Source organism: Acaryochloris thomasi RCC1774, assembly GCF_003231495.1.
Classification (GTDB): domain Bacteria; phylum Cyanobacteriota; class Cyanobacteriia; order Thermosynechococcales; family Thermosynechococcaceae; genus RCC1774.
In genome coordinates this window covers 78,855-105,106 of the sequence record NZ_PQWO01000004.1, presented here as the reverse complement: position 1 = coordinate 105,106, position 26,252 = coordinate 78,855, and the positions used below count along the sequence as shown (strand labels likewise).

Sequence of the window (26,252 nt, the reverse complement as noted above, 5' to 3'; positions counted from 1 at the left end):
CTGCAGAAGACTGAACGGAGAAATCTAGCCTGAGATAACCGTTGAGAAATTTTGAGCACAGCCTCAGATTTTGGCACCCTACGAGACCACACAATTTTTCAGATTTTGCCCTCAACCAGACCATCGAGGCTGCACCAACCACGTCAACATTAAATAGACCAAGGAAATCACCAAACTAGCTGGCACCACAGCCACAGCAAACCAAGGCACCAGCGTAGCTGTCGCAAAAACATCCCCCATATTGACGCCAAAGACCCAGCAATCATTCACGCCTTGTTGGCCAATCTGACACTCACCTAACTCAGCCAGACGCGCCACATAAAAGTAGCCGAGGAGACTGGGTGCCACTGGAAGAAACCAGATGCTCAATATTCCCAAAAATGGACGGGCGCATCCTCGCAAGCGATGGTGAATAACACTCAAGCTCACGATGACAACGACCAGCCACAACACTGGGAAAAAACCAAACAGCGGGAAATCCCAAGTGATATTTAGCAGTCCTTCAATGGCCCAGCCAATGTCTAGCCCCGCAACAGAACAGTGAGCCTCTCCCGTCACCTCACATCCCGTCGCCATCCCCACCCAAGTGAGTAAGAATGCCATCAGCGGTGGCCAAATAAACAGAAGCAGAAACAGTAGAACAGGGCCAGCGCGTTTGCCCATCCTACGAAGAGCGAGACTCGGCCACCAGCGGCTTTGTCTCTGTACAGGTAATTTCGGGCTGAAGCGACTGCTCAACCCTCGGCTGTCCGACAGAATAGGTCACAGCGTAGCTGCGGGCCAACAGCCACAGCCACAGCGTGGGTACTCGATTCTCAACCCAGGGCTGCACTCGCCGTACGAACTGCGGAAACCAGGTACGCAAGAGAGTATTCAATAGGCTAGCAACAGTAAAGCTCCAGTAGCTGCCCATCCAGCGCAGAAAGTCACGGGCACCCACAACTGACCAAATCCAGAACAGCAGGATCGGGTTCATCCAGGCAGCTTTGAGGGCCATTTTATTGAGCGGTAGCCAACCAAACCGATCTTTGATAAAGGCCTCGGCCTGAGGTTGTGATTCCTGGGCCAGTATTTCAAAAAACGTGTTGAGCATTGAGTTAATTCGTGCGGGTGGCAGATGTCTACCAGTCGGCACCATCATGCCTCGCGAGAATAACCAGGTGACGGCGATGTTGCTCTGATAGGCGCGAATCTGCTCTAGGTGTTTGGCCTGCCAGAGATCGTGACGGAGAGCAGTGTTCAGTAGGTCCGTCAGGCGCGGCAAATTACGAACTAGGGATCCAAATCCGGTAAAGATCAAGGGGGACTGTAGAGAGGCAGAGTCGCCGATGGCGACGAGGCGGTCGAAGGCAATGTTGCGATCGCGACTATCGCCACTAAAATGACCGGGAATATATCCAAAAGTTGGCTTAATCCAGGTGAGGTCGTCCAGATCACAGCGACGATACTCCGGCAAAATTGTGAAAAAATCCTCAAACATCTCCAGCAGTGACCCTGGATTATCAGGATGTACCTGATGATAGTGGAATAAATAAATCGTCAGCTCATCATTCGCGGCCGGGAAGAGTTCCCAGATGAGCTGACGCCCACGCGAAATATCGCCATGACTGTTCAGAACATCGCCATATTCAGAGTCCCAGACTTCTTGATTGAGTCCCTTGAGAACAGCCCCCACCGTCGGACACACGCTATCAAAAGAGCGACCACCATTAAGCTGCCACGCAATTGGGGAAGCCGTACCCATCGCATCCACGAGGAATCGCCCCGTCACCTGCTTCTCTTGGCCAGTCTGCAGTTCAGTTACTGTACAGGTCACACCCTTGGGCGTCACATCAGCCCGCGTGAACTCGGTTTGATCCCAAATCTCACCGCCCGCTTTGCGGAGCTTTTCACCACACAGGCGGAGTAACTTCTCAGAATCGAGGGCAATATTGAGTACCGTTGGCGTTGTCAACACCGAAGACTTCAAGTGATCAGGATTATTGCCATCAAAAAACTTATGGAACCCGTCACGATACTCACGGGCAATCAAGCTTTCAAACTCAGCCTGCGTAAACAACCCTAAATCTAAAAGACTCTGAAACTCATTGCGAGAAATATTCCACTCTCGATTCATACGACCAAAGGGCAATCGCTCAATCAGCAAAACACGGTACCCTAAACGCGCCATCACGGCAGCATGAACAACGCCTAAAGCGCCGCCCAAATAAATCAGATCATAGGCAGGTGCATCAGGAAATTCCGCAGCCGTTCGATGCGAGAACACAATCTGGCGAGGCGTCTGGGGCTGGCGCACTCCCTCTTTCCAGCGCTGCTCCCACCAATAGGCGCGGGTGAGGTCATACTCCCCATTCGGCATCCGCTGAAAATACTTGACGGTTTCAGGGTAATCCGTTGCCAACGCCTCAAAGATAGAAGTCTGCTCTCTATCAAAGGTTGGCAGTTCTGGATATCGATACGGGAAGTCTGCCCGCAGCTCTTTTTCAAGCTGCTTAAGCAGTCGCATCTCCTGCTTCACAGGCTGCTGACTCCAGCGAAAAACCTTGAGATAAGTGGTGCGCTGCAGGGACCAAGCCACAATAGCTAACTCTCCAGAGCCATCAAGGTCTCGAATCCGACAGCCTGCAGAAGTTGAAATTTTCAGTCCGGCTGGCTCAAAAGACTGCTGCAGCCAAGTCTTCACGGCAGCAGTATCTGGGGTCGGAATTTCGAGATAGGAGAGTTCTTTCATACCCAAGATGGGAAAGGAGTAGAGGACTAGTCGCGAGCTTAACAGTCGTTAAGAATGGCATCTGTTGTTAAGCTGATAACTATTTAAACAAATGTTACAAACAATTGTGGCAAAAATTGGGACAGTTGTGTCCGCTACAATCAAAAAATTGTTGATGGACTGCCTTCGCCAATGGAAGCCTTAGATCTTAAACGCGAGATCGCGACACTCTCTGATCGCCTGGGTAAAACCCAGGACTATCTTTGACCTACCTGCCCTGAATGCTCAAATTGCTGATCTAGAACAGCTTGCAGCCCAGCCTGATTTTTGGGATGACCAAGATAGCGCTCAGAAAACACTCCAGAATCTCAATGATCTCAAGGCTAGTATTGACCAGCTCCAGCAGTGGCAGGACACTTTAGAAGATTCCAGAGCTGTTTTAGAGCTCCTGGAACTGGAAACGGATCAGGCACTCCTTGACGAGGCCGAGTCTGATCTGACAACACTCGGCCAACAGCTCGACCAGTGGGAGCTACAGCGTCTGTTAGCCGGTCCTTACGATCAGAATGGGGCTATTCTCACCCTCAATGCTGGCGCAGGTGGGACGGATGCCCAAGACTGGGCTGAGATGCTGCTACGCATGTATACTCGCTGGGCTGAGCGCCAAGGCTACAAGGTGCAGCTCGCAGAGATCTCTGAGGGAGACGAGGCCGGCCTCAAATCTGCCACGCTAGAGATTAGCGGTCGCTACGCCTACGGCTATCTAAAATCGGAGAAGGGAACCCATCGATTAGTCCGCATTTCGCCCTTTAACGCCAACGGCAAACGCCAGACAAGCTTTGCTGGGGTCGAGATTATGCCCCAGATTGATGAAAAGGTACAGGTAGATCTCCCCGATAAAGATCTAGAGATTACCACTTCGCTTTCTGGCGGCAAGGGAGGACAAAACGTCAACAAGGTGGAGACGGCGGTGAGGATTGTTCATCTACCAACAGGCTTGGCGGTGCGGTGTACGCAGGAGCGATCGCAACTCCAGAACAAAGAGAAAGCCCTCGCGTTGCTCAAAGCCAAACTATTGATCATTGCCCAAGAACAAAAGGCCCAAGAGATCGCCGACATTCGCGGAGACATGGTGGAAGCGGCTTGGGGCAGCCAAATTCGCAACTATGTCTTTCATCCTTACCAAATGGTCAAAGATTTGCGCACGAATGAAGAAACGACCGCCGTTGAGAACGTCATGGATGGTGCTCTAGACCCCTTTATCGAAGCCTACCTCCGGCAGGAGACCCAGATGACCGCAGAGTAATAATTGCCTTGCAGTCGTCATTTTTTGACGTCAGGGTTTCACCTTAAAGCGAGGTGGCAATCTCAGCCAGCAGGGTGAATTTTGAGATTTCACTGCTTTCATGAGGTTTGTTGTACCCAGTTCAACGCAAGACTTCTCAGAGCCTGATTACGGTCTCAACTTTTGATGAGGACTACCGTTCTTCAAAAGTTAAATATACGCTCAAGGGCATAAGTTGACGTTTAATATCTACAGCGTATAAAGCGTCCTCTATTTTCTTTGGTATTTAAATTTTCCCCTAACTAAGCCTCTAGGGCACAATCTCAACGACAGTGCCGACTTGTACAACGTTGTATATTTCATCAATATCCTTATTCTTCAGCGAAGGACAGCCCCAGGTCCAGTTCTGCCGAGCATCAATCCAGGCATCGTTGCCTTCTGGTACACCGTGAATACCAACCTCACCGCCAATCGTAGCGGACAAATCTAACTTGCCTGATCGCTTGGCCGCTAGATGCTTACGCCATGAGGTTTTGTTGGGATAGTCGAGCCACAGAAACTTCGACCAACTCTCGTGGGGATACAGATCGCGGATCCGAAAGATACCCTCAGGGGTTTTGCGATCGCCCTCTCTCAGCTTGTCCCCCGTCGGCGCTGACCCCAACACAATCGGATAGGACTTGATGGGCTGGCGATCGTCGTAGATAGTCAGTCGATATTTGGCCTTTTCAATCAGCACCGAAATATTCTGTTTATTGGGAGTATCTGTCCCGAGCAAACTTGTAAGAGCTGCATCGCCGTTCAAAAGTCCTTTCTCTGCCGGTAGCTTATGCATTGCCTCTGCAGACAGACAGCCATCGAAACACAATACACTGGGGAGAGCCGAAACGGGCGTCACGTAGCCCAAGCGACTCAATACCCCATACAATCCGGCTGCTCCCGATAGGATCAGTACCCCCACCACAATCTTCCGCTGTGCCATCTGCAACCTCCACTACCACCATTGTCGCCATTGCTACCGCTATCGTTCCCCAGCAGGGCAGTATTGGGGTCGTGCGGTTGTCGGGGCCGGAGGCAGTTGCGATCGCAACCCACCTCTTCCACGCCCCTGGTCACCAAAAATGGGAGAGCCACCACATCCTCTACGGGCACATCCAAGACTCTGAGGGGCAAATCATCGATGAAGCCCTTCTGCTATTGATGCTGGCACCTCGCTCCTACACCCGCGAAGATGTGGTTGAGTTCCACTGTCACGGCGGCATCATTGCTGTGCAGCAAGTTTTGCAGGCCTGCATTCAAGCCGGAGCAAAGTTAGCACAACCAGGAGAATTTACTCTCCGAGCCTTCTTGAATGGCCGTCTTGATCTGACCCAAGCGGAAAGCATTGCTGATCTCGTTGGCGCACAGTCACCACAAGCGGCCCAGACCGCTTTAGCCGGACTACAGGGAAAATTAGCGCAGCCGATTCGTCAGTTGCGGCAGTCCTGCTTAGATGTGCTGGCTGAAATCGAGGCCCGCATTGATTTTGAAGATGATTTGCCACCCCTTGATGAGGCACAGGTACAGGCAGAACTGAGGCAGATTGCCACCGAACTGAAGCGCATTTTAGGCACTGCCGACCAGGGAGAGCTACTGCGGTCAGGGTTAAAAGTGGCGATTGTCGGTCGTCCCAACGTGGGTAAATCGAGTTTGCTCAATGCCTGGAGTCGGAGCGATCGCGCTATTGTCACTGAGCTGCCGGGGACCACGCGAGATGTGGTGGAGTCGCAATTGGTGGTCGGGGGCATTCCGGTGCAGGTTTTGGATACTGCTGGAATTCGGGAGACTTTGGACCCAGTGGAGCAGATTGGGGTGTTGCGATCGCAAACTGCAGCCCAAAGCGCCGACCTAATTTTACTCACGATGGATGCTGAATCCGGCTGGACCGAGGCCGATCAGCAGCTCTACGAAACCGTCCAAGATCGCCCGCTCGTGTTGGTGATCAATAAAGTCGATCTTGCCGATGCCGATCAGGTTCACTATCCGGCAGCTATTACCCAAGTTGTAACCACAGTGGCCGCCCAGCAACAAGGGATTGAAGATTTAGAGCAGGCTATTCTCGCTATTACTCAAGCCGGTTTGCAGGCGGCGGATCTAGATGTTGCCATCAATCAGCGGCAGGCGGCAGCGCTGACTGAGGCGAAGGGATCTTTGGAGTTTGTGTTGGTTGCGATCGCAGATCAGCTCCCCCTCGACTTCTGGACGATTGATCTACGTGGAGCTATTCATGCTTTGGGCGAAATCACAGGGGAGGAAGCCACCGAATCAGTTTTGGAGCGTATTTTTAGCCGCTTCTGTATTGGAAAGTAAGAGAAAAAGTCTGAATCACTAACCTGTTATTTAGAGGATTATGGAGACGTAGAATATCTTGGCGGTGATTGCTCCAATCCTGCTCTTACCGATGCATGACTTATTGATTTTCATCTCAAGAGAGCTAATTTTTAGACTGCTTGCTTTCAGAATACTGAGTTAACAAGCATTGATGGGTTGGGTGGTGAAACGCCTGATAACGCCCGACAGGAGAATATAGACCGGAGGTTTGCCTGATAGGGCCCTTGGATAACTCATGAGTTTTCTGCTGAGATACCTGTCTAGACTTGCTCACGAGCAATCGATTTTTCATTTGCATCTCGGCAAATTTCTGGAAAACAGATCTTTGTGTACAACTGCTATGCTTGTGACGGCTTGGCTTTAGAGGTACAGAAGCTATCAGTCAAGTTCGTGATAGGAGGCGATTTGCCTCCTAAACATAGTTAGCCATAAAACTAAGGAATTCTATTGCTTAAATTACAAGAACGAAGCTGGAATTGGGCAATAGCTCATGCTTTAGAATTTGGAGATACAGACGTATTTCCAGCACCTTTTGAATATCAAGCAATTTCTTATGATTGGGATAATGTACTCGACAAGCTCAAAGATATAAATGTATTAGAATGGTGTACACGTCCAGCACGTACTCTATTATCTCCAAAAGCGAAATATGGATTTCGTGTAATTACACAGCTTGATCCATTAGATTTTTTGGTTTATTCTGCACTAATTTATGAAATTGCAGATGACTTGGAAGATCGACGCATATCATCCCAGGACGAAAGAGTGTTTTCCTATCGGGTGGCGACAACGAGAGAAGGTCAGCTTTTTGAGCCAGATATTGGATATAGACAATTTCTGGAAAAGTGTCGCTCAAAACTCTTATCTAATGGAGATACTGGTGTCGTTGCGACCACTGACATATCAGATTTCTACTCTCGTATTTACCATCATCGACTCGAAAATGGATTACGTGCTGCGACCACAAAATCAAATCATGTTAAAGGGCTAATGAGCCTAATGTCCGGTTGGAATGGAACGGAAACTTTCGGTATTCCAGTTGGTAGTGCCCCATCAAGAATATTGGCAGAGACAGCTCTTTCCGACGTTGACGAAGCGCTCTTAGCCAATGGCGTTGATTTTATTCGATTCAACGATGACTATCGAATATTTGCCTCTAGTGAGACGTTGGCGTATCAACAAATAGCATTTTTAGCTGAAACATTATTTCGAAATCATGGCCTTTCTCTCCAGCCCAACAAAACAGCTATACTTCCTGCACTGGATTTTCGCCAACAATTCTTAGCTACTCCGTTAGATAGAGAGATGGATTCGCTTCATGAGCGTTTTCAAAACTTGATAGAAGAATTGGGACTAGAAAATCCTTATGAAGAGATTGAATATGATGATCTAACATTAGAACAGAAAGAAATTGTTGATGCCCTCAATCTTGTAGAACTTTTTCAAGAAGAGGCTGATTCTGAAGTGCCCGATTTACCTGTAATCAAATTTTGTCTTAGACGTTTAGGGCAGCTAGGAGATGACGGTATAATTGAAGACATTTTTGACAATTTAGAATCTTTAATCCCCGCTTTTGTCGATATAATTTCATACTTTACTAACTTGAGATTTCTAAATGTTGATGAAAGATCAATGCTGGGTTCAAGAATATTGGATTTACTTGAAGATTCAATAGTAAGTGAGCTAGCTTACCATCGTATGTGGATCATGCAGGTTTTCACGAGTTCTCGTGAGTGGGATAATGAAGATCAGTTTGTCAATATCTACAATCGAGAACGTGATCAGGCATGTAAGCGCAAACTGATCCTAGCAATCGGTCGATCTCAGCAAAGACATTGGTTTCAATCGCAGTGGCGGACTCTTTTTGAACACCCCCACTGGCAACGTAGAGCGGTCCTCGCAGCTGCAAGCTGTATGCCCTCGGATGCAAGAAAGCATTGGTATAGATCGATTGAGCCGCAATTAGATGTGCTTGAGTTGGCTGTTTCTCGTTGGGCCAAAAACAACCCTTTTTCTCAATAAAAATTGCTTATTATCCTAAATTCAGATTTTATTTTATTATCTAACCAAACAATGCAGCGGGACGTTCGAATCCCCCTGCTAGTTGAGCACTTTAGATTAGTGCTCACGCCCCTGATGGTTGGCCGTTATTTACGAACCTAAACTGAAGTCGTCCTCTCGTTGGGCCCTAATACCAATTACCCAGGGAAATGACCTAAATGAAAGCTCAGAATCCTTATGGGCTGGTCGATCTTAAAAATGAAACAGTTCATATCTGTAGAGAATTGGTATAACAAGCCAGTGCAGAGAAGGCTCGAAACATTCTACTGTCTATGCTGTTAAAAATTAATACTCGCACCCCAGACTAGCCACTGTCAGGTCTTGCGAGAGCTGCACTTGCTACTATGGTCATAGTTATACAGTGGCCGTAGCCATGATTTTTGATATTGAAATTGAGCAAGAAGAAGATGGGCGCTGGATTGCAGAGATCCCAGAACTATCTGGGGTAATGCTTTATGGTCAAACTCCAGAGGAAGCTAGAGCTAAAGTCCAAGCCTTGGCCTTGCGTGTGCTTGCCGAACGCATTGAGAGTGGTGAGACTCAGCCTGAATTGGTAAGCGTTACGTTTAATGCTGCATGAGCCAGTGGGGAAGCACTAAATCCAAACGAGTTTTGGCAGCACTGCTCAAAATTGGCTGGACCGTTAAACGCCAATCTGGTTCTCACCGTATTCTTGCCCGTGACGACTGGCCGGATTTTGTCTTTGCCTTCCATGACAGAGAAGAAATTGGCCCTCGTGTGCTGTCACGTATTTCTAAAAAAACTGGACTTGAGCCTAGTGATATATAAGTTGATAGGTACAAAGCATCATCTAACTCGCAAGTGCACCTGATGTTCAAGTCATACACTTATCGCTTGCATTTTTCAATCTAAACACCGGCGAATGAATTTACTACACACAATAGATAATTCCGCAGCCAAGTGAATGCGTTGCTTAGCCTCATTGCTACACTCACAATACTACTCACTTCAATTTTCCAGTCATGCTGCCCATCTCCAAACACGTATCCATCCCTAGCTCTGAAATTGAGCTACAGGCCATTCGGTCTCAAGGTGCAGGTGGGCAAAACGTAAATAAGGTAGCAACAGCGATTCATCTACGCTTTGACATCCAAGCCTCGTCACTCCCCCACTTTTATAAAGAGAGCTTGCTGAAGCTGAACGATCAGCGGATTTCTAAAGATGGGATTATCGTTATCAAATCGCAGCAGCATCGTAGTCAAGAGCAGAATCGAGAAGCAGCCCTAAATCGTCTCCAGACCTTGGTCAAGAGCGTCGCCATCCCCCGCAAAAAACGCAGACCGACAAAGCCTACAAAAGGATCTCAAAAAAGACGAATGGAGAGCAAAACTAAACGTGGGCGGCTAAAAGCGCTAAGAGGGAAAGTTGACTACTGACGGCTCCAAAGACCGAGCGCGGCAATAGCAGACACAGAACGCCCCCATCAAATAAGCACTGGCTCCAGGGTCAGGACCAGCGACTCCTGAGCCATAACGCTATTGGGAAAAGCTTGCTGGACCTTTTGACTGATGTCATCCAAAAAGTTATCATCATGCGTCGGATCATGATGAAACAGGATGAGCTGTTTAGCGTTGACAGCCTTTGCGATCTTGACCGCCTCTTGCCAGGTTGAATGTCCCCAGCCGATTTTATCGTTGCCAGGTTCGTGATACTCCTCATCCGTATAGGTGCAGTCGTAGATCAGAATATCTGCTTGATCTGCCAACTTTAGAACATTGGGATCGATCTGTCCTGAGTGATGCTCTGTATCAGTCAAGTAGCTGACCGTCAGCCCCTGCCAGTCAATCCGATACCCAACAGATTCCCCCGGATGGTTGAGCGATGCATTACTAATGGTGACTTCATCAATCTCTCGTGACTCTCCCACCGCTAGATTATGAAACTTAAGGTTCCCGGCCATCACCTGCAGCGGCACCGGAAAATTAGGGTGCAGCATTTGGGCGGTCAAGCGCTTCTCAATGGTCTGATGGTTGGGGCCTAAAGTCCCATAAATATGAAAACAGTTGCCCTTAATAAAAGCCGGGCTAAAAAACGGAAAGCCTTGAATATGATCCCAGTGGGTATGGGTAAAAAACAGATGGGCTTCAATAGGCATTTGCTCAAGTAGGCTTTCTCCCAAAACCCGTAGCCCTGTACCGCCATCAAAAATAAACCGAGAGCCACCGACCTGGATTTCGACACAGGGAGTGTTGCCGCCATAGCGGACAGTATGAGGCCCTGGGCATGGGATGCTCCCGCGTACCCCCCAAAACCGAACTGTCATTTGCTGGTGCATACTTTGGGCTAAGCGAACACTGGAATTGATAGCAACTTTCCTAATGCCATCATACAGAATGGTTGCGGGGATCGTGTTGTTTGACTATTTGGAAGATGCGATAGTCGAAGACCGATATCAGCTCATCGCAAGCACAAGAACAGCCACCCATCATTAACAGATATTAATCGGTCTGCACCAACCGAAAAGATTAACGCCCATAAATAGCCCCTGTCCGACCTCTCCCCGCTCAAAAGATGACGCGTCGCTTGTCCTTTAATTACGTTGTTATTCGCTGGAAAATATTCTGCACTAAACTAGCCTTAACGGATTGAGATAGAACAGATGCCACGAGTCCTTGACTACACAAAGATCAACTGGGAAGAAGAATTTTCTTTTGATGCGCCCTTAAATGATATTGAAGGGGTGATCACAGGCGATGGTCCCTTAGATGCTGGCGATGAAGTTGTCTTGTGTCTGCGCTGTCGAGTAGATGAAGTCGAACGCTATGCTGACGACCCAGATCGTTGGCGAGCCAGTTTAGCTTTATTGAAGCCAGTTTCTATCGATACGTTGTCAGAAACACCCCAACTGCAGTTGCTAAAGCAGCTAACGTCAAGGCTATCGGCACCCCTAAGACAATCAGAACTCTATAGTCTCTTTGAGCGCTTCGTGACGGCGGATACCGTGACTCAGATTGCGAATCGGGCGCGATTTGACGCCTTATTAGAGCAAGAGTGGCTCAGAGGTCAGCGAGACAAAAATTCCCTCTCAGTGATCTTATTTCAGGTTCATGGACTGATGCTTAATGAAGTTGGCGAAGGAGATGAAGAGACGGATACCTGCCTGCGCCAAATTGCGGCCATTATTAAGTCCAAGGCGAGACGTTCTGCCGACCTCGTAGCTCGCTATCAAGACAACACCTTTGCACTCTTGCTTCCCAATACACCCCAGGCTGCAGCAGCCCAGCTTGCAGGCACCATTCAGAAAAAGGTGCTGGAAAATTTAGCGAAGAGTGATGCAATATCCCATCGCAACCTAACGCTGAACGCAGGGATTGCTGGAACAACGCCCACCTCAGAGTCTTCTTGGACGACGTTGACTGAAGCGGCTGAACAATCACTCCAGTCACAAAGATAGTCGGTGCAGAGCACCACAACACTACAGCCCATTCCTTAACACCTAGCTGATGAAAACTTACGATCGCTTTATACCTATTGCTCTGGGCCAGTTCACAAAGGTGGCTGTGATGGCTGCGGTGCTGCTAACCACAGCCGCCTGTACGGAGAAGCTCGCCCAAACCGATGCAGAGCAGTCTCAAACTGAAGCGCAAGGGCAAAGTACGGGTGAATTACAAACCGGTAAGGTGTTCCTCTGGTCTATTGAGTCTCCTCAAAATACGCTGTATTTACTTGGGTCCGTTCACCTGCTGCAGGAGAAAGACTATCCGCTACCTGCGGCCCTGGAAACGGCCTATCAAGACGCAGAAAGGTTGGTTTTTGAGGTCGATCTCAACGAGGCCCAGTCACCGGAAGTCCAGCAGCTGATGCTTAAGAAAGCGACTCTGAGCAATGGTGAAACGCTGCAGACAGTGCTGAGTCCTGAAACCTATCAACTTGCTGAGCAAAAGGCTGCAGAGGCGGGTTTGCCCATTCAGGCAATGGCGCAGTTTGAACCCTGGTTTTTCTCGCTTTCTCTACTCGCGACAAAGCTGAATCAGCTTGGGTTCCAGGCCCAATATGGCGTTGACCGTCACTACTATGATCGGGCAGTAAAGGATGGGAAAGAGATTTCAGCACTGGAGACAATTGCAGATCAGATTAGCGTATTTGATGCTCTCAACCCATCCAACCAGGATGACTATGTGCAGCAGACGCTTTTGGAACTCGATACGCTGGGTAATTCCATTACCGATATAGTGCAGGCCTGGAAGGTGGGTGATTTAGCCACAATCGAAGATCTGCTCTTCGAGAGTTTTGAGCAATACCCCGAGATGCGAACAAAGCTTTTTGATGATCGCAATCAGAACTGGCTGCAAACACTGGTGCCGCTGCTCGAGAAAGAAGAGGATTATCTTGTTGTCGTCGGGGCAGGACATTTGGTGGGAGACAACAACGTTCTCCAGCTCTTAGAGGATAAAGGGTATAGTGCAGATCAGTTGTGACGGTTAACGGATGGCATCTCCCCCAACGCGACGGCGCGCGAGCTGGCCGATTGAGCAATTGCCGGGTCTTGATAAACCAGATCTGACAGCTCTCAAGCAGCACGGTATTTCCAGTACGGGTGATTTGCTGGCTGCAGCTCGCTCAACACCTAAACAACAGCTTGCGGCAACGCTCCAGGTTCACCCCCAACGGTTAGCGAAGTGGGTTGTTCTGGCTGAACTCGCTCAGGTTCCAGGTGTTGGGATGCAGTATTGTGGCTTGCTGCTGCATGCGGGCGTTAGCTCCTGTGCGCAGCTCGCACAGATGCCAGCCTCTAGGCTCCATAAAAATTTGCTGCGCTTGCAGGTGGCTCTTCTACAGAAAAGAGAGCTATGTCCGACGGTGGGAGAGGTAACACAGTGGATCCAGCAGGCCCGATTAATCCAGCGGTGATGCCATCAACGTTTGTTCCCGGCGTTGAATCGCCTCAAGACCGTTCAGAATCAGCTCTGTGGTTTGCTTTTATGGGACGCGAGCTACTGCTGCAAACGCAGGGTGAGTCCGTTGTTTTGCCCACTGGTTCAGCATTACCAGAGTTAACGCCGGTTCGCACTCAGTTTTTAGGAGAACTGGACGGACGGCCCTGCTACTCTGCTGAACTAGCGCTTGAAGGTAAGCTACCTGAGGGGATGAAGGTGGAGGGGCTACGGCGACTTTATGGGGTGTTGAGCGATGAAGCGTTTGCGATCGCAGGCAGAGCCTACCAAATCATAGAATGGGACCGCACCCATCAGTACTGCGGCCACTGCGCAACGCCAACAACTCAACAACCCCACGAACGCACTAAACGCTGCCCCAAGTGCAGTCTAGTCTTCTATCCTCGGCTGTCTCCGGCGGTGATTATGCTGATTGCTCGGGGTCCGGCCTTACTGTTAGCCCGTGCCCATCGATTCCCTGCCGGTCGTTACAGCATTCTGGCGGGCTTTGTTGAACCCGGTGAGTCGCTGGAGGAAACGGTGATTCGAGAAGTACGAGAAGAAGTCGGCATTGAGATCAAGGATATTCGCTACTTTGGGTCGCAGCCTTGGCCGTTCCCGAACTCTCTCATGATTGGATTTACGGCCACCTACGTCAGCGGTGAAATTACGCCGGAACCCGCCGAGATCGCGGACGCGGCTTGGTTCACAAAGCGCAATCTACCGGATATCCCGTCTAAGGCCAGTATTGCGCGGCGAATGATCGACTGGTTTGTCTCTCTTGATCTGTGATTTTGAGGGCGGTGAAGGTCAGGTGAAAGGGTGCTGCAGGGCACACTAACAATAAATTCCTGATCACAAGATGTTTTTAACGCTGTATAAAGTATTGCAAGCAGGCTGCTGCGGTACAGTCGCGTATCTGATTCTATCGGGCTGCACGGCCAAACCGCCCTATGAAGATGTGCCCTACACCCCCAGCGGCAAGGTCAATTTTGACTCCCTCAACTCCGGCAATCAACCGGTGACCACCGCCTCTCCCAGCCCTGCTCTTACGAAACAGCAGTCTGCACCTCAATCTAATGCACCCGGCTCTACAGCCATCGGAACGGCGGCTGACGGCTCTGATGCGGCCCCTTCACCTCCACCTCAGGCGGATGCAGCCAGTGAACCTAAAAGTAAGTGTACAGGCGAGCAGGAGAGCCTTTTGACACTCAATACAGAGTCCTATGAAGTGACCGTTTGCGATGATAACGGTAGCTATCGGTATCACGGCACCTATCTGCCTTCTGGCTCTGAGGCCGAGCTACCCGCTTTACTGTCGGATAGCGGCTACTACATTAAAGAAAATGGCTATGAGTATTGGGTCACGCCAAAATCAATCGCAATTTATCAGGGTAAAGAGCTTCTCCAAGAAGAGTTTGCACGGTAAGGGGCACGCAAGGTTAGATGTAGCATCTATGTATATAGGGGCGTATACATAGATGGGTCGGAAGCGTGAGAAAGATTGCGATCGCTGCTGCAAATCCGCGAACACCCTTTATCGTGTGCAGTTCGATGAGTCAGGGCAGTGGCAGTTTGTTTGCGATCTCTGCTGGTCAATTGTGCGGCAGAACAACCCGCACTACGTCTATGGCGGCACCTGGAAAGCTCACAAAAAATGAGAGATTATATACAAAGTTCAATATAGAACCCATTTGAGATCTTAAGCAGAGTCTGCAAGCCTCTTAATCATTAGCCTGACGAAGCAAAGGTTGATTTTGGTTGTCGCATTCGACAAGGTTCACTCAAAGTTCTTCGTGAGACTTTTGCATCTGTCCATCCAAGCATTGGAGCGCTCAATCACCCACCGAGCGATAGCCAGAACAAAGCCATATTTCCCTTGCGCGACCTTCTCCTGTTTAGACGGTTTTGTTGAAAGCTCAAACTTGATTTTCGTCATGATCTGGGGATAAATTTTATCTAACGCCGCTGTCAAATGGTCAATGTGATAGCCATGATCTAGCAAAATAGTGATCTTCGGGATGTTAACGGGTTTTGACTTGAAATAGTCGATATTGAGTGCCAGCATCTCAATCAATCCTGCATCATCCGAGATATTCGCCGCAGTGCAGTGCGTAAAGAAAGGAAAGCAAAGGGTATCAACGGCTAGATGTCTTTTAATGCCATTGGTGGCTTTGTAAAAACAAAAGCCTTTCGAGGTCACACTGGCATTACAGGTATTTTTCACCGCTTGGGAATCAATGATGATTAACCTCGTCCATTTGGGCTTTTTTTAACCTGTTGGCGAACGTGTCGATGTAAAACATTCATCAGCGTCTCCAACACCCCTGCGGCTCGCCACTGCTTGTAGTGCCAGTAGACCGCTGAGTATGGGGGAAGGTCTTTGGGGAGGTCAGCCCAGTTACAACCATTTTTGAGTTGATAGAGTATCCCATCAAAGAGCTCTCGCTTTGTCCAGTGGGAAGAGCGCGTCTGTTTCTTGGCAGGTAAGAGCTGGAGTAACAGCGGTTCAACGATTTCCCATTCTTTGTCGGTGAGGCTGCTCGAATACGTCATGGTGTATTGGTTGGACAGTTTTGAGTACCTTGAACCAAATACAAAAAGATATCAAATGGGTTCTATAAGTGTTGCTTTAAGACTTGGCTATCGCTTGCTCTGGAGGATGCAGTTTTCAGCATCAATTTCTGGCAACTAGGGTTGCTATCACTGGGTGCTTAGTTTCAGTATTGAAGAAAGGCTGTTAAAGAATCTTGACAAAAACAAAAGACCACAACTTTGCATATTAGGATACTCAATGCTTCAAGTCTTTCTAACGAGAATTCAATGTTTTTTATTTCTCTGTCAAATGCAAAATATCCCCTATTTTATCCTGCATCAAAGCAATAGATAATGATTGAATTCTGCAGATTCCGCTGAACTCTTACTATATATCCATTTCTGCTAATGCCGTATTTGCTTCTCCTGGAGTAAAGTTTGTATAAGTTTACGTTTTATTTGCGTAAAGGAATCTTTACTCTCTGACAGTTAGACAGCAGAGCTGTAGATAGTTAATAAAATTCCCGAAGAATGTATTGTAAAGGAATAAAGAGGCAGACTTTTTATAGACTCTTGTTTCTTGCTGAATTTTTGTTGGTGCTGAGAGGTTAAGACATGAAAATTATTAGATTGTATTCTATTGTTTTAGTACTGGCTTTCTTCTCTTTTGTCTTCTTATTTAAAGCTGAGCATAGTTTCTCTCACAGTGGTGATACTAACGAATATGGATGCCATTATGATTCATATGGAATTGAGCATTGCCATTGATTTTAAGGTTTTATAAATGCATTCTAATGAATGCATTTATAGGATTAAGTTTTCGTTTTGCATATGGTCTAAGTTAGAGTATTTGTTATGAATTTACTTAAAGAAAAAGTCTCTAACCCCAAGAAAAAAAGAACTTTATTTACTAAAAAATTTCTTCGGAATTTTAACCATTTTGCTTCTGGTTTTGCGGCTATCTCAACAGCTGCAGTTGCGATCTTAGGACTTTACAATGCATTTATATCGCATGAAATATCAGAGAGAATGGATATTATTGAAAGTAGGTTTAGAACTACAGAGGTTGTGACAGATTTAATTGAATCTCTTCGTAATGATAGTACAGAGAGAGATATTGCGCTTTTAGCGCTTGATAATAGTTTGGCCGCGTTTGGACTTGGTGGAGAGATCCCAGACAATAATTATTATAGCCATTTTCAGAATCTTTTGTTGAACTATGATATTACAGGAAGAATAATAAATAGAACAGGAAGAGCGATCAGGAAGACAAGTAAAAATGAGATAAATAACTTCCTAAATAGTGATAACTTTGATAAAAATGATAATGTTCTATATCGTTATAATTTTGAGCAAAGATTGATCGAAATTCACTCATTTATTGAAGATGCTGACTTGGTGGTTGAAGTTCATGAAAGAACTGCAAAATACCTTGACAAGCTACTTAATCATCTTCGAAATAACAATAAAGATGAACTGGATTCAGTTTTAGCATATTTAGGTGAATCCGAAGATTTTAAATTTTCTGATGAAAGCTACGAATTAATACATAATAACTTCTTGTACTTGTTGTTGATAAGTTTACTTAATCCGGATAGTAAAAGCCAGGGTGATGATCAAGATTCTGACTTAAAGAATGAACTAGCTAGGCAAACAATTGTCGCTACTTTCAAGAAGAAAGTGTTTTTGATTTTTTATCATGATGATGAGCTTGCGTCTTCAAGTACATTTAAATATTTAAGCGAAAAATTAAATGATAAATTTTACAAGCATTTGCATCGCTACTTTACTAAAGGGGAAGGCGCGGATTTGAGCTTCAAGAATGATTTATTGATTCCGAAAGTGGGTTTCAAAGGCTCTAATGGTAGTTCTTGCGAGAATCTAATTCGTCTTTATACAAATAGTAAAGATAAAGAATATGCAAAGAAAGTCATTGATGAATTGGAAGACTCAATGGGAAATTATATAGAGGAGGTAGAGCAAAAGACTAATATAGAAAATGATATCTCAACAGAATTTAGAGTTGATGAGAATATAAGTGTTGAAAGTGGAGAGGAAGGAGGGCATGAATATTTTCAGGTAGAAGTGTGGCTGACAAATACTGATAAAAATGATTGTCAAGCTGTCTAAAAATAGATTTTAGTTGTTGCTATACGCACCTGCCCTCGTAACACGATAAGTAAGTAGTTCTAGAATAAAGCTACAAAGCTTAGTTCGTACTATTTGTTTTTCTGTCAACTCGATTTAAGTTGGATGACGTAGCGGATCGATGATTGGCCAGACGCAAGAATAGAAAGTCATTGTGGGCGGATCTATGGCACAAGAGCTTGTCTCTTAGGGTGGGAAAATAATTTTGCTCAGACCAGGCTTAAAGCTTTCATTGGCAAGGGTTTCACAGAATTCTCTTGCCTGCGGAATGTAGGCAAAAACAAAGACTAAGCTTAGTTTCGTTAATGTGCCTGGAATGCTCCTCGATCCTTGCACTCCTCAGCTAATTACTGATTTGCTGCCGCGCTTAGTTTAAGCTGGCTTAGCAGAAAATAAGTGGTGCATGTAAAACTCTTCAGCATTTGTACAGCATTGCATTTGCAAAAGTATACTATGTGCAAAGGTTATAGAACCTATTTGGCATCTAATGCTGTAGTTACAAGCTCTATAGCTGCGTTGTTTGCATGATGTAGATGGTAGGATACATGCATTTTTTTATTTCGTAGTCCTTTATGATTGCAGGGCTATCTAAAACGGGACGCCTGAAGCCCTTGAACGTTAAGAAAAGATCTCAAATGGGTTCTATACAGCCTTCGCTAGTTTTATCCCTCAGCTTCTAGCATTACTCGCTGGGCATCAGGAAAAGCAAGCAACGTTCGAGGTGGTGGGAAAAGGCCCATGTAGCCTCCGGCGCGTCTCGTCGCCTCCCAGTCAGTTGTGTAGGCATCCAGAATGAAACTGTATTTCGTGAAATCAAAATCAATACTGGCTAAGTCTCGAAAGAATTGTGCTTGCGCTTCCGTAATTTCGAAACCACCAACTATTGGTTCATCTAACGGCAAGTTCCACAGCTTCTGCAAATCCCGTAGTTCAACTTGAGGTAGGTTAAACTCCCCCACTAATTCGTCAGTCTCATTTGAGAAATATTCGATGCAGCGAGCTAGCCAGTCAGGTTCGGTCAACGTATAAGTACCTATCGATTAAAGTTTTAGAGCAAATTTGATAAGCTTTTGGTGCCTATTGCAATAGCAGCCTATTACCTTGCTGGCCAAGTGAGAATAAAGGCTGATTAGGATACTGTCGTCTAGCTGTCAGTTGGTTTACAGTTCACCTAAAGACAGGGTTGCGTCCCCCAAGTGATCTGGGTTGGATCTTCAGCGCAATCGAACTTCTGTATGGTGCCATCTGTCATTTTCCCGAAAGTTTCGGACCAGTCGGATTTATTAAATCCAAAAACGACGGATCCTGCTGTATTGCATTGCGCGAACAGAGCCGTCGAAAGACTTTTCATCAAGACCGGAGAATTCATGAGATTTTCTCCTCCTTCCTTTTCGAGAGTGAAGTAGACAGAGTGAGTTGCGTATACAGGCCGACCGGGTTCAGAATCTGAATATTTGTCCGTACCCGCTTCTACAAGATTGAGAGTTGAGACCTCTAGAAGCCTTTTCTCAGTCGCTTCTATCTGCAGCACACACTGCTGACTCACGGCTTGATGGATCTCTGCTGCTCTCGCAGAAATATTGAAAGGAAGCAACATCGAAACTAATAGCAATGATGTGAGGTGATTTTTATGCATTTTTTTCGATGGAACCTTTTTGCCTGTTAGGAAATAGCCTATCACTCTGCTTCTCCGATGAGGGTAAAGGCCGCCCAATCTAGGGGGTTAGGATACTTCTGTTTTGTGGTTAACATCGCCTGTCGCAGAGCTTGGGCTTTATCAGCACCCCGCTGCAGCTCTTGATAGAACGTCGTCATTAGCAGTGCAGTAGATTCGTCGGGCACCTTCCATAGCGACACCACTACACTGGGCACGCCTGATGAGAGGAAAGAGCGAGATAGGCCAATCACCCCGTCCCCGGTGATTCTGCCTCCTCCAGTGTCGCAGGCACTCAGCACCACCAAGTCTGCAGTTAGCTCCATTTCACCAATGTCGCTGGCCGTTAAGAAACCATCCGTAGCTTCCCCTGTGTTGTCAGGAGCTAGTGCGATCGCACCCGGTATCTCTAAATTTTGTACATCGTTTGAACCTTGTATATTGTCCAGCAAACCGTGGGTGGCGAAGTGAATCAGGCGGGCCTTCGGCATCTGCTGAGCGATCTTAGTCTTTGTGGCTTGGGAGCCTGTGATCGCTTGAGTGTTGAGCATTTTTGCAATTGCGATCGCTTCTTTCTCTGCTCCAGGTAAAGGCAAAAGCGGCGCTGACTGACCGGCTAAACGAGGCATCGTCGGATTGCCCACAATTAGTGCCTCTCCCCCAGCGGTGAGCCGCTGCTGTTGCTGACGCGTCAGCGTCAGGACCTGAATTGAGGGAGCCGTAACCACAGTATGCTGTTGTAATAGAGCCTGCCCTTGGCGATCTTGAAACGCTGCGAAAGGAGCCAGAAATAGTTCTCCCTCGGGGATGAAAATAACACGCTCCTCGGGATCTGTCGGCAGATACTGCGCAACAGGCGCAATCAAAAGCCGGTGCAGCTCTTGCAGTGATTTTTGTGACTGATCAGACTGTCCTTTAGAGGTTGGTACCACCGCGATCTGTCCGCGTCCGCGAGCGCCAATTGCTGTGCGACTATTGCGGATCAACTTCTCTAAAGACCCACTGAGGCGATCCACCCGTACGAGATGGATAGCACCCGTGGGCTGAACCACCCAGATAAAAATCTGTCCGTCCACAATCGAATATTCGACGAGCGTTGCCTGCTGATCTTGGGCAACCTGCTGAATTTGTTTGATCGTTAGAGGCTCGACGGGTTGCTGACGCTTGGCAACCTTCGCTGAACGCGACGCCAGGAGTTCGACAAACGCTCTGGCTCGGCCTCGTTCTGAAATCTCTAAGGCAGCTTTCGGCTGATCTCGGGCAATTAGCGTTTGCTGCAAAGCATCAAACGTACTGACGATCGAATCCCGCTGCGTGACCCGATCCTGATCGCTGAGTCCGGGCTGTAGGCTGTCCCACAGATCAGCAGCTTCCCGGAGCATTGGCTCTGCTTGAGCATACCGCTTTTGTTGGTAATGAATGTCTCCGATCAGACTCAGCGTTCGAGCGGTATCAGACCGATTGTCCAGTGACCGAGACAGCGCTAGCTTCTGCTGAAAGCTTTCTATTGCTTGCGGATATCGTTTCTGGCCGAGATGCAGAAGGCCGATGCTAGTTAGCGTTAAACTCTCTTGGGGGCGATCGCCTGCCCTCCGATACAGCCCTAAAGCCTGCTGATAGGTCTGTAGAGCCTGACTCGGCTGCCCTTGCTCCGCATATTCTGCTCCCAGCGTTGACAACGCGAGTGCCTTTAAATCGTTGTTGCCAGTGGGTTGAACCATTCTCAGAAGATTTTGGCCGGTGCTGCTACCGGAGGATTGCTGCCCCACCTCTGATGGATTGTGCCCGAGTTGTTCTGCGGTCTGCGTTAGGGCCTGTTGATATAGCTGAAGCGCTTGCCTGTATAAATCTAGAGATTTGTCATTCTGGCCTAGGCGAGCATAGACGTTCCCGAGGCTAGAGTAAATGGCTGTGCTGGCCAGAGGGTCCTGCAGAGGCTGCGAGAGCTTTAAAGCCTGATTGAGATAAGTGAGCGCTTGCGGGTACTGATCAATCTGATTATGGGCGTCCCCTAGCTGCTGCAGAAGGTTGACCATCTGCTTTCGATCAGAAAACGAGAGACTATTCGACTTGAGAACCACTGTATAGGGACTCAGTCTGCCCTCAAGGGTTTTAATTGCTTGTGAGTACTGACCCAGTTTCGCTTGTGCGGCACCGAGCCTAGCAAGAACCTGAGACATCTTGACCTGAAGCGGATAGCGATCTCGTTGGGGAGACGACTGCCCCAATTTGCGATAGTTGACCAGGACCTGTTCGTAAGTCTTGATGGCTTCGGGGTATCGTCCCAGTCGTTTTAGGGTCTGCCCGACTGTGGACAAACTGTTGTTGGTGTAGATCGGTTCACCTGTGGTTTGAAAAATCGCTTGGGCCTGTTGCTCGTATTGAAGCTGCTGAACAAACTGACCTCGAATCTGGTGATAAATGCCGAGAGTCGAAAGGGCATCGGCTTCTCGAACCCGATAGTTGAGGTCTCGAAAAAGTGCGATCGCTTGCTCAAACTGCTCTAAGCCCTGCTGTCCTTCCAGAAGAGCGTTGAGACCCATGTGATAAATTGTCTGGGCCTCCAGCGTACGGTTCCCGCTGCGTTGGCTGTCAGCTAACACTTGAGCAAGCGTCTGCTGGGCCATTTTCAGAGAGGGGACCGCCTGGGTTCGCTGGCCTTGAAGCACGTACGTGCCGCCAATGGCACCCTTCAGACGACCCACTTCAAATTGATTGCCCATCCGTCGATGTAGGGCGAGGGATTGCTTAAAAAACCGATTGGCCTGGGGATACTGCTCTAGATTGCGATGAACGCGACCGAGATCGTTGAGAGTCTCGGCTAATCCCTGACGGATTCGTTGAGTGGGCCGTTTTTCTCGCTGCAGAATTGTGAGCGCCTGCTGCAAGATCTCTAAAGCTTTTTGATTGTGTTCAAGGTCGAGATAGGCATCCCCGACCTCAGTGAGCGCCTCTGCTTTACCCAACGGATCTGAGAGGGTTTCGTAGATCGCCAATGCCTGCAGTGCTGTCTCTAACGCCTGCGATTCTTGTAAAAGGCCACTGTGAATTTTTGCAGTCTTAATCAGCGTTTGGGCTTTCTCGGCTTGATTGCGCAGTTGAAGAGAAGCCTGTTCGTAGGCGGTTAATGCTTTGAAAAGCTGGCCCTTCTGCAAGTGGAGATCGCCCTCTTCTAACAACAAATCAACAGATTGGATCTCCTGAGCCTGCGCGGCCGGAAGAACGAAAGTAACATCTGGGCACAGCAACAAACCGGATGCAACAAACATTGAGACAGCCGTTTGAGAGACTTTATCCATAATGCAGATCGCTTGCGTTCCTCATCCGTGAATGATCTCGCCTCTCTCCCAGTATATTTTTTTAGAGCTGCCGCAGGGGACTGCTTTGAGCAGAGATCAATCCTCTCTGCCCCATGTTGAATCTAAATATTGTTGGAAACTGTCGTAATCGCAACAGTGGTCCATGGGAGTCGAGAGTAGGCTTAAGTCAATTGAAACGTACGCTGCATGTTGATTTCGTCGCATGTGATAGGTACTGATTTGCAGCCCTGATATTAGAATTCTATGCAACTTCAAGAAAAAATACCGGTCAATATTTATCGCCCCAAAGAGCCTCTGAGCAGCAAGTGTATTGCAAACGAGGAGCTAGTGCAGGCGGGTGGAGAAGGTACAGTCCGTCACCTGACGTTTGATCTGTCAGGCAGTGATTTCCATTATCTAGAGGGCCAAAGCTTAGGCATTATCCCTGAAGGTACTGATGAAAAAGGTCGTCCCCATAAGCTAAGACTCTACTCCATTGCCTCGACGCGACATGGCGATCTGGGCAATGATCAAACCGTCTCGCTCTGTGTTCGTCAACTGGAATACAAGCATCCTGAAACTAATGAGCAGGTTTACGGCACTTGTTCGAGCTACTTGCGATCGCTCCAACCTGGCGATGAAGTTAAGATCACGGGTCCGGTCGGCAAAGAGATGCTGCTGCCTGACGATCCCGAAGCCAATATCATTATGATTGCCACTGGCACTGGGATTGCGCCTTTCCGGGCTTACCTATGGCGGCTCTTTAAGGAACAACATCCTGACTATCAATTTAAGGGCACGGCATGGCTGTTCTTCGGTGTGCCGTATACCGCCAATATTTTATACAAGGAACAGCTTGAAGAGCTGCAAGAAACCTTCCCGGAGCAGTTTAAACTGACCTACGCCCTCAGCCGAGAACAGCAGAACCCTGACGGCGGCAAGATGTATATTCAGCATCGAATTGCGGAACAGGCCGATACGCTCTGGGACCTCATCCAACGAGAGAACACCCACACCTATATTTGTGGCCTTAAGGGTATGGAAGGTGGCATTGACGATGGCATGTCTGTGGCAGCTCAAAAGCATAACGTGGACTGGATCGAGTACCGAAAAGCCTTGAAAAAGTCAGGGCGCTGGCATGTAGAGACCTATTAATGGGGTCGGTTTCGGCCCTCCTGAATCCGACGCTGCTGCTGCGAGATCTGCAGCGCATTAATCGACTTGTGCAGCAGATCTCAGGCTGCCTGGAACCGGAACCCATTGCCGCTCAGATTACCAAAGCGCTTGTTGAGAACTTTAACTGTATTTTTGCTCGCATCTGGCTCGTGGAATCAGACCGAAGCAGCTTACGACTTGTTGCTTCTGCGGGCTTATACACGCACCTTGATGGCTCCTTTGCGAAGGTACCGATGGGGGCATACAAGGTTGGGAAGATCGCCCAAAACTGTGTGCCCTTTCTCAGTAATCATTTGGCGGACGAGGCTTGGGTTAAAGATCGAGACTGGGCGATCGCAAATAAAATTCAAGGCTTTGCGGGTTATCCACTCATGACGGAGCGAGGCGCTATTGGCGTTCTGGCAACCTTTAGTCAAGAGACGCTAGCGCCCGAGTTTCTAGAAGTGCTGCAGGTGTTGTGTATGACAACGACCATTGCTATTGATGCCGCGTTGCAAAGCCAGCAGATCCAGCAAGAGGTGCAGCGCCAACCGCCTCGGCCTCCATTATCGGATCAACTCGCTGCCATTTTGACCTCTACACGACTGGTGCTTGTCGGCACAGAGCAATCCCTGTCGGCTTCTATCGTTCATCTTTACCTTCAGACGGCGGAACGCCTAGCGCAACTGCACTGCGAATATTGTCGGTTGACCTATGAAGAGCAAGCGATTTCGCTAGAGGCAATCATTGAACTGCCCACCGACCCAGCGCCGTCAATTAAGAAGATGGAAAGGGTTGATTTTGGTGAACTCCAGTTCCTCGCTGATCGCTTAGGCGGAGTCCTAGACGCTCAAACAGGTGTGCAGGAACGGATGCTGCAGTTCTCCCTCAGGTTGCCCTATGCCGGTAGTCAGAAAGGAGAAGGGGATCAGGACAGCCCCATGCCGTCGGAACGTGAACAAGAAATTATGGTGTTGTTGGCCCAGGGCTATCGCGATCGCAACATTGCCCAACACCTCCACATCAGCGAAAGCACAGTCAAGTTTCACGTCAACAACAGCTTGGTTAAGCTTGATGCTAAAAATCGCTATCAGGGTGTTTATCAGGCGACGTTGAAGGGCTGGATTTAAGGAAGCTGATCGGGGTCTATATTTTGCGATCGCAAATAATCTTCTAACTGCTTTCTCTTCTCTCGTTCTTGGTCTGCTCGCAGCCGTTCTTGGTCAGCCCGTTGCCGTTCTTGATCAGCCCGCTGCTGTTCCTGATCTGCTCGCAGCCGTTCTTGGTCAGCCCGCTGTTGCTCAGCATCCTCAGGCAGAGGAACTAATGCTCCATCTTTGGTAAACCAACGGAGCTGTTGTTCATAAATACCCAGTGCTAGCCCCAATTGCTCACTCTGCAGTTTGCCATCAGCGGGTTCAATCTCAATATAGGTGCCCCCCATCAGACGAAACCCTGCGAACTCCATTGTTTGGGGATGAAACCAGTAGTATTCTGGGACGCGCCACACATCTTGATACAGCTCTTTCTTTTTACCGCGATCAACAGTTGCAGTGGAGTCAGACAGGAGTTCAATCACGACGTTGGGGTACTTGCCGCCTTCTTCCCAGATCGCCCAACTGCGGCGGTCTTTTTTCTCTGCGCCCAATACGACAAAAACATCGGGACCACGAAAGTCCCGTGACTTGAGCTGCTGTTCGTTGTAGTAGACCGTGAGATTACCAGAAATATAGAAGTCAGGACGGTCGCGCCACCAATATTTCAACAGTCGGAGCAACAGGTCAATCTGGTCACGGTGAAAGTCAGTTTCCAAAGGCGGCTCATCGCTATATAAGTTTTTGGGGAGCTGCTGAAGGGAATCAGTAACGTCCTCGCATACAGCTTGAGATGGATTGGCATCAAGGCGAACCACTGCAGGACTCTCCGGCAAAACTCCTCTTAGTCTAGCGTAGGAGGTTCAACAGACTTCTGGCATGAATCATTGTCCTGGATGTTCACTCCAGCTGATCCGTTGTGACGATGCGCGATTGCCGAAGGCAGGCCCTGAGGCATCGCAACTTCTCTCCACCAAGCTAGGCAGAATAGGCTGCGATGGCCTCAATCGTATCAGTTGCTACAAAGACCAATCCCCCAGCCATGA

The 26,252-nt window shown here is 48.2% G+C and carries 23 protein-coding genes and 2 pseudogenes; 15 read left to right on the top strand and 10 right to left on the bottom strand.

What is annotated here, in order from left to right; all coding sequences use genetic code 11:
• Positions 1-111: 111 nt before the first annotated feature.
• Both C1752_RS08145 and C1752_RS08140 read right to left on the bottom strand, forming a co-directional pair.
• The gene (locus tag C1752_RS08145) at positions 112-603 is read right to left on the bottom strand and encodes a hypothetical protein (RefSeq protein WP_146242300.1); all 492 of its coding nucleotides are present in this window, start codon (positions 601-603) and stop codon (positions 112-114) included.
• A 61-nt stretch (positions 604-664) separates the two neighbouring features.
• The gene (locus C1752_RS08140; protein ID WP_110985568.1) at positions 665-2,731 is read right to left on the bottom strand and encodes an NAD(P)/FAD-dependent oxidoreductase; all 2,067 of its coding nucleotides are present in this window, start codon (positions 2,729-2,731) and stop codon (positions 665-667) included.
• A gap of 171 nt (positions 2,732-2,902) precedes the next feature.
• Here C1752_RS08140 and prfB point away from each other — a divergent pair.
• Positions 2,903-4,016, top strand: a protein-coding gene (gene prfB, locus C1752_RS08135) for a peptide chain release factor 2 (RefSeq protein WP_110985567.1) whose coding sequence is annotated in 2 segments (ribosomal slippage) — positions 2,903-2,974 and positions 2,976-4,016 — 1,113 coding nt in all. Because the reading frame shifts where the segments join, the coding sequence is not laid out codon by codon here.
• Positions 4,017-4,305: 289 nt separating this feature from the next.
• Here prfB and C1752_RS08130 read toward each other — a convergent pair.
• The gene (locus tag C1752_RS08130) at positions 4,306-4,977 is read right to left on the bottom strand and encodes a L,D-transpeptidase family protein (RefSeq protein ID WP_110985823.1); all 672 of its coding nucleotides are present in this window, start codon (positions 4,975-4,977) and stop codon (positions 4,306-4,308) included.
• On the opposite strand from C1752_RS08130, the gene mnmE reads away from it, so the two are divergent.
• The 5 genes from mnmE to arfB all read left to right on the top strand — a co-directional run bounded on the left by mnmE (position 4,971) and on the right by arfB (position 9,823).
• Positions 4,971-6,344 (top strand): tRNA uridine-5-carboxymethylaminomethyl(34) synthesis GTPase MnmE, encoded by a 1,374-nt coding sequence (mnmE, locus tag C1752_RS08125; RefSeq protein WP_110985566.1) that lies wholly within the window; start codon positions 4,971-4,973, stop codon positions 6,342-6,344. The two genes, C1752_RS08130 and mnmE, sit on opposite strands and share 7 nt — an antisense overlap.
• A 468-nt stretch (positions 6,345-6,812) precedes the next feature.
• Positions 6,813-8,387: an RNA-directed DNA polymerase gene (locus C1752_RS08120; RefSeq protein ID WP_158535041.1), complete on the top strand. Its 1,575-nt coding sequence runs from the start codon at positions 6,813-6,815 to the stop codon at positions 8,385-8,387.
• A 412-nt stretch (positions 8,388-8,799) separates the two neighbouring features.
• Positions 8,800-9,006, top strand: coding sequence for a type II toxin-antitoxin system HicB family antitoxin (locus C1752_RS08115; RefSeq protein WP_110985564.1), 207 nt, complete (start codon positions 8,800-8,802; stop codon positions 9,004-9,006).
• On the top strand, positions 9,003-9,215 hold the full coding sequence (locus C1752_RS08110; protein ID WP_110985563.1) for a type II toxin-antitoxin system HicA family toxin: 213 nt from the start codon (positions 9,003-9,005) through the stop codon (positions 9,213-9,215). The genes C1752_RS08115 and C1752_RS08110 overlap by 4 nt, the downstream gene beginning before the upstream one ends.
• Before the next feature lie 194 nt (positions 9,216-9,409).
• On the top strand, positions 9,410-9,823 hold the full coding sequence (arfB, locus tag C1752_RS08105) for an alternative ribosome rescue aminoacyl-tRNA hydrolase ArfB (RefSeq protein WP_110985562.1): 414 nt from the start codon (positions 9,410-9,412) through the stop codon (positions 9,821-9,823).
• 47 nt (positions 9,824-9,870) lie between these two features.
• Here arfB and C1752_RS08100 read toward each other — a convergent pair whose 3' ends face one another.
• Positions 9,871-10,710 (bottom strand): MBL fold metallo-hydrolase, encoded by an 840-nt coding sequence (locus tag C1752_RS08100; RefSeq protein ID WP_233501457.1) that lies wholly within the window; start codon positions 10,708-10,710, stop codon positions 9,871-9,873.
• A gap of 336 nt (positions 10,711-11,046) precedes the next feature.
• Here C1752_RS08100 and C1752_RS08095 point away from each other — a divergent pair, with 336 nt between their 5' ends.
• The 6 genes from C1752_RS08095 to C1752_RS08070 all read left to right on the top strand — a co-directional run bounded on the left by C1752_RS08095 (position 11,047) and on the right by C1752_RS08070 (position 14,982).
• A complete protein-coding gene (locus tag C1752_RS08095; protein ID WP_110985560.1) occupies positions 11,047-11,841 on the top strand; it encodes a diguanylate cyclase domain-containing protein in 795 nt (264 codons plus the stop codon).
• 49 nt (positions 11,842-11,890) lie between these two features.
• The gene (locus C1752_RS08090) at positions 11,891-12,865 is read left to right on the top strand and encodes a TraB/GumN family protein (RefSeq protein ID WP_110985559.1); all 975 of its coding nucleotides are present in this window, start codon (positions 11,891-11,893) and stop codon (positions 12,863-12,865) included.
• 10 nt (positions 12,866-12,875) lie between these two features.
• On the top strand, positions 12,876-13,298 hold the full coding sequence (locus C1752_RS08085; protein WP_110985558.1) for a DUF4332 domain-containing protein: 423 nt from the start codon (positions 12,876-12,878) through the stop codon (positions 13,296-13,298).
• Entirely contained in the window at positions 13,265-14,113 is an 849-nt protein-coding gene (gene nudC, locus C1752_RS08080) for an NAD(+) diphosphatase (protein ID WP_233501456.1), read from the top strand. The genes C1752_RS08085 and nudC overlap by 34 nt, the downstream gene beginning before the upstream one ends.
• Positions 14,114-14,183: 70 nt before the next feature.
• Complete coding sequence (locus C1752_RS08075) at positions 14,184-14,750, top strand: hypothetical protein (protein WP_110985556.1); 567 nt, start codon at positions 14,184-14,186, stop codon at positions 14,748-14,750.
• A gap of 52 nt (positions 14,751-14,802) precedes the next feature.
• Positions 14,803-14,982: a DUF8622 domain-containing protein gene (locus C1752_RS08070; RefSeq protein ID WP_110985555.1), complete on the top strand. Its 180-nt coding sequence runs from the start codon at positions 14,803-14,805 to the stop codon at positions 14,980-14,982.
• A gap of 41 nt (positions 14,983-15,023) precedes the next feature.
• On the opposite strand, the pseudogene C1752_RS08065 reads toward C1752_RS08070, so the two are convergent.
• Positions 15,024-15,566, bottom strand: a pseudogene (locus C1752_RS08065) (transposase).
• A 2-nt stretch (positions 15,567-15,568) separates the two neighbouring features.
• Positions 15,569-15,877 carry a transposase gene (locus tag C1752_RS08060; RefSeq protein ID WP_110985554.1) on the bottom strand — a complete coding sequence of 103 codons (309 nt, stop codon included), beginning with the start codon at positions 15,875-15,877 and terminating at the stop codon, positions 15,569-15,571.
• A gap of 834 nt (positions 15,878-16,711) precedes the next feature.
• On the opposite strand from C1752_RS08060, the gene C1752_RS08055 reads away from it, so the two are divergent.
• On the top strand, positions 16,712-17,986 hold the full coding sequence (locus C1752_RS08055) for a hypothetical protein (RefSeq protein WP_110985553.1): 1,275 nt from the start codon (positions 16,712-16,714) through the stop codon (positions 17,984-17,986).
• A gap of 680 nt (positions 17,987-18,666) precedes the next feature.
• Here the strand turns inward: C1752_RS08055 and C1752_RS08050 are convergent.
• The 3 genes from C1752_RS08050 to C1752_RS08040 all read right to left on the bottom strand — a co-directional run bounded on the left by C1752_RS08050 (position 18,667) and on the right by C1752_RS08040 (position 22,957).
• Positions 18,667-19,026 (bottom strand): DUF7683 domain-containing protein, encoded by a 360-nt coding sequence (locus C1752_RS08050; protein WP_110985552.1) that lies wholly within the window; start codon positions 19,024-19,026, stop codon positions 18,667-18,669.
• A 149-nt stretch (positions 19,027-19,175) separates the two neighbouring features.
• Complete coding sequence (locus C1752_RS08045; protein ID WP_158535040.1) at positions 19,176-19,601, bottom strand: hypothetical protein; 426 nt, start codon at positions 19,599-19,601, stop codon at positions 19,176-19,178.
• Between the two features lie 80 nt (positions 19,602-19,681).
• On the bottom strand, positions 19,682-22,957 hold the full coding sequence (locus C1752_RS08040; protein ID WP_110985550.1) for a CHAT domain-containing protein: 3,276 nt from the start codon (positions 22,955-22,957) through the stop codon (positions 19,682-19,684).
• Positions 22,958-23,239: 282 nt separating this feature from the next.
• On the opposite strand from C1752_RS08040, the pseudogene C1752_RS08035 reads away from it, so the two are divergent.
• Positions 23,240-24,112: pseudogene (locus C1752_RS08035) on the top strand (FAD-binding oxidoreductase); the annotation flags it as partial.
• A complete protein-coding gene (locus C1752_RS08030; protein WP_110985548.1) occupies positions 24,112-25,242 on the top strand; it encodes a LuxR C-terminal-related transcriptional regulator in 1,131 nt (376 codons plus the stop codon). The pseudogene C1752_RS08035 and the gene C1752_RS08030, both read left to right, overlap by 1 nt.
• Here C1752_RS08030 and C1752_RS08025 read toward each other — a convergent pair.
• On the bottom strand, positions 25,239-26,024 hold the full coding sequence (locus tag C1752_RS08025) for a Uma2 family endonuclease (protein ID WP_110985547.1): 786 nt from the start codon (positions 26,022-26,024) through the stop codon (positions 25,239-25,241). The genes C1752_RS08030 and C1752_RS08025 overlap by 4 nt on opposite strands.
• Between the last annotated feature and the right edge of the window lie 228 nt (positions 26,025-26,252).

What these genes read in the sequence shown, in the direction of transcription:
- C1752_RS08145 (WP_146242300.1), bottom strand. Translation starts at nt 603, where the DNA reads ATGGCATTCTTACTCACTTGGGTGGGGATGGCGACGGGATGTGAGGTG.
- C1752_RS08140 (WP_110985568.1), bottom strand. Translation starts at nt 2,731, where the DNA reads ATGAAAGAACTCTCCTATCTCGAAATTCCGACCCCAGATACTGCTGCC.
- C1752_RS08130 (WP_110985823.1), bottom strand. Translation starts at nt 4,977, where the DNA reads ATGGCACAGCGGAAGATTGTGGTGGGGGTACTGATCCTATCGGGAGCA.
- C1752_RS08115 (WP_110985564.1), top strand. Translation starts at nt 8,800, where the DNA reads ATGATTTTTGATATTGAAATTGAGCAAGAAGAAGATGGGCGCTGGATT.
- C1752_RS08110 (WP_110985563.1), top strand. Translation starts at nt 9,003, where the DNA reads ATGAGCCAGTGGGGAAGCACTAAATCCAAACGAGTTTTGGCAGCACTG.
- arfB (WP_110985562.1), top strand. Translation starts at nt 9,410, where the DNA reads ATGCTGCCCATCTCCAAACACGTATCCATCCCTAGCTCTGAAATTGAG.
- C1752_RS08100 (WP_233501457.1), bottom strand. Translation starts at nt 10,710, where the DNA reads ATGACAGTTCGGTTTTGGGGGGTACGCGGGAGCATCCCATGCCCAGGG.
- C1752_RS08095 (WP_110985560.1), top strand. Translation starts at nt 11,047, where the DNA reads ATGCCACGAGTCCTTGACTACACAAAGATCAACTGGGAAGAAGAATTT.
- C1752_RS08090 (WP_110985559.1), top strand. Translation starts at nt 11,891, where the DNA reads ATGAAAACTTACGATCGCTTTATACCTATTGCTCTGGGCCAGTTCACA.
- C1752_RS08085 (WP_110985558.1), top strand. Translation starts at nt 12,876, where the DNA reads ATGGCATCTCCCCCAACGCGACGGCGCGCGAGCTGGCCGATTGAGCAA.
- C1752_RS08075 (WP_110985556.1), top strand. Translation starts at nt 14,184, where the DNA reads ATGTTTTTAACGCTGTATAAAGTATTGCAAGCAGGCTGCTGCGGTACA.
- C1752_RS08070 (WP_110985555.1), top strand. Translation starts at nt 14,803, where the DNA reads ATGGGTCGGAAGCGTGAGAAAGATTGCGATCGCTGCTGCAAATCCGCG.
- C1752_RS08060 (WP_110985554.1), bottom strand. Translation starts at nt 15,877, where the DNA reads ATGACGTATTCGAGCAGCCTCACCGACAAAGAATGGGAAATCGTTGAA.
- C1752_RS08055 (WP_110985553.1), top strand. Translation starts at nt 16,712, where the DNA reads ATGAATTTACTTAAAGAAAAAGTCTCTAACCCCAAGAAAAAAAGAACT.
- C1752_RS08045 (WP_158535040.1), bottom strand. Translation starts at nt 19,601, where the DNA reads ATGTTGCTTCCTTTCAATATTTCTGCGAGAGCAGCAGAGATCCATCAA.
- C1752_RS08040 (WP_110985550.1), bottom strand. Translation starts at nt 22,957, where the DNA reads ATGGATAAAGTCTCTCAAACGGCTGTCTCAATGTTTGTTGCATCCGGT.
- C1752_RS08030 (WP_110985548.1), top strand. Translation starts at nt 24,112, where the DNA reads ATGGGGTCGGTTTCGGCCCTCCTGAATCCGACGCTGCTGCTGCGAGAT.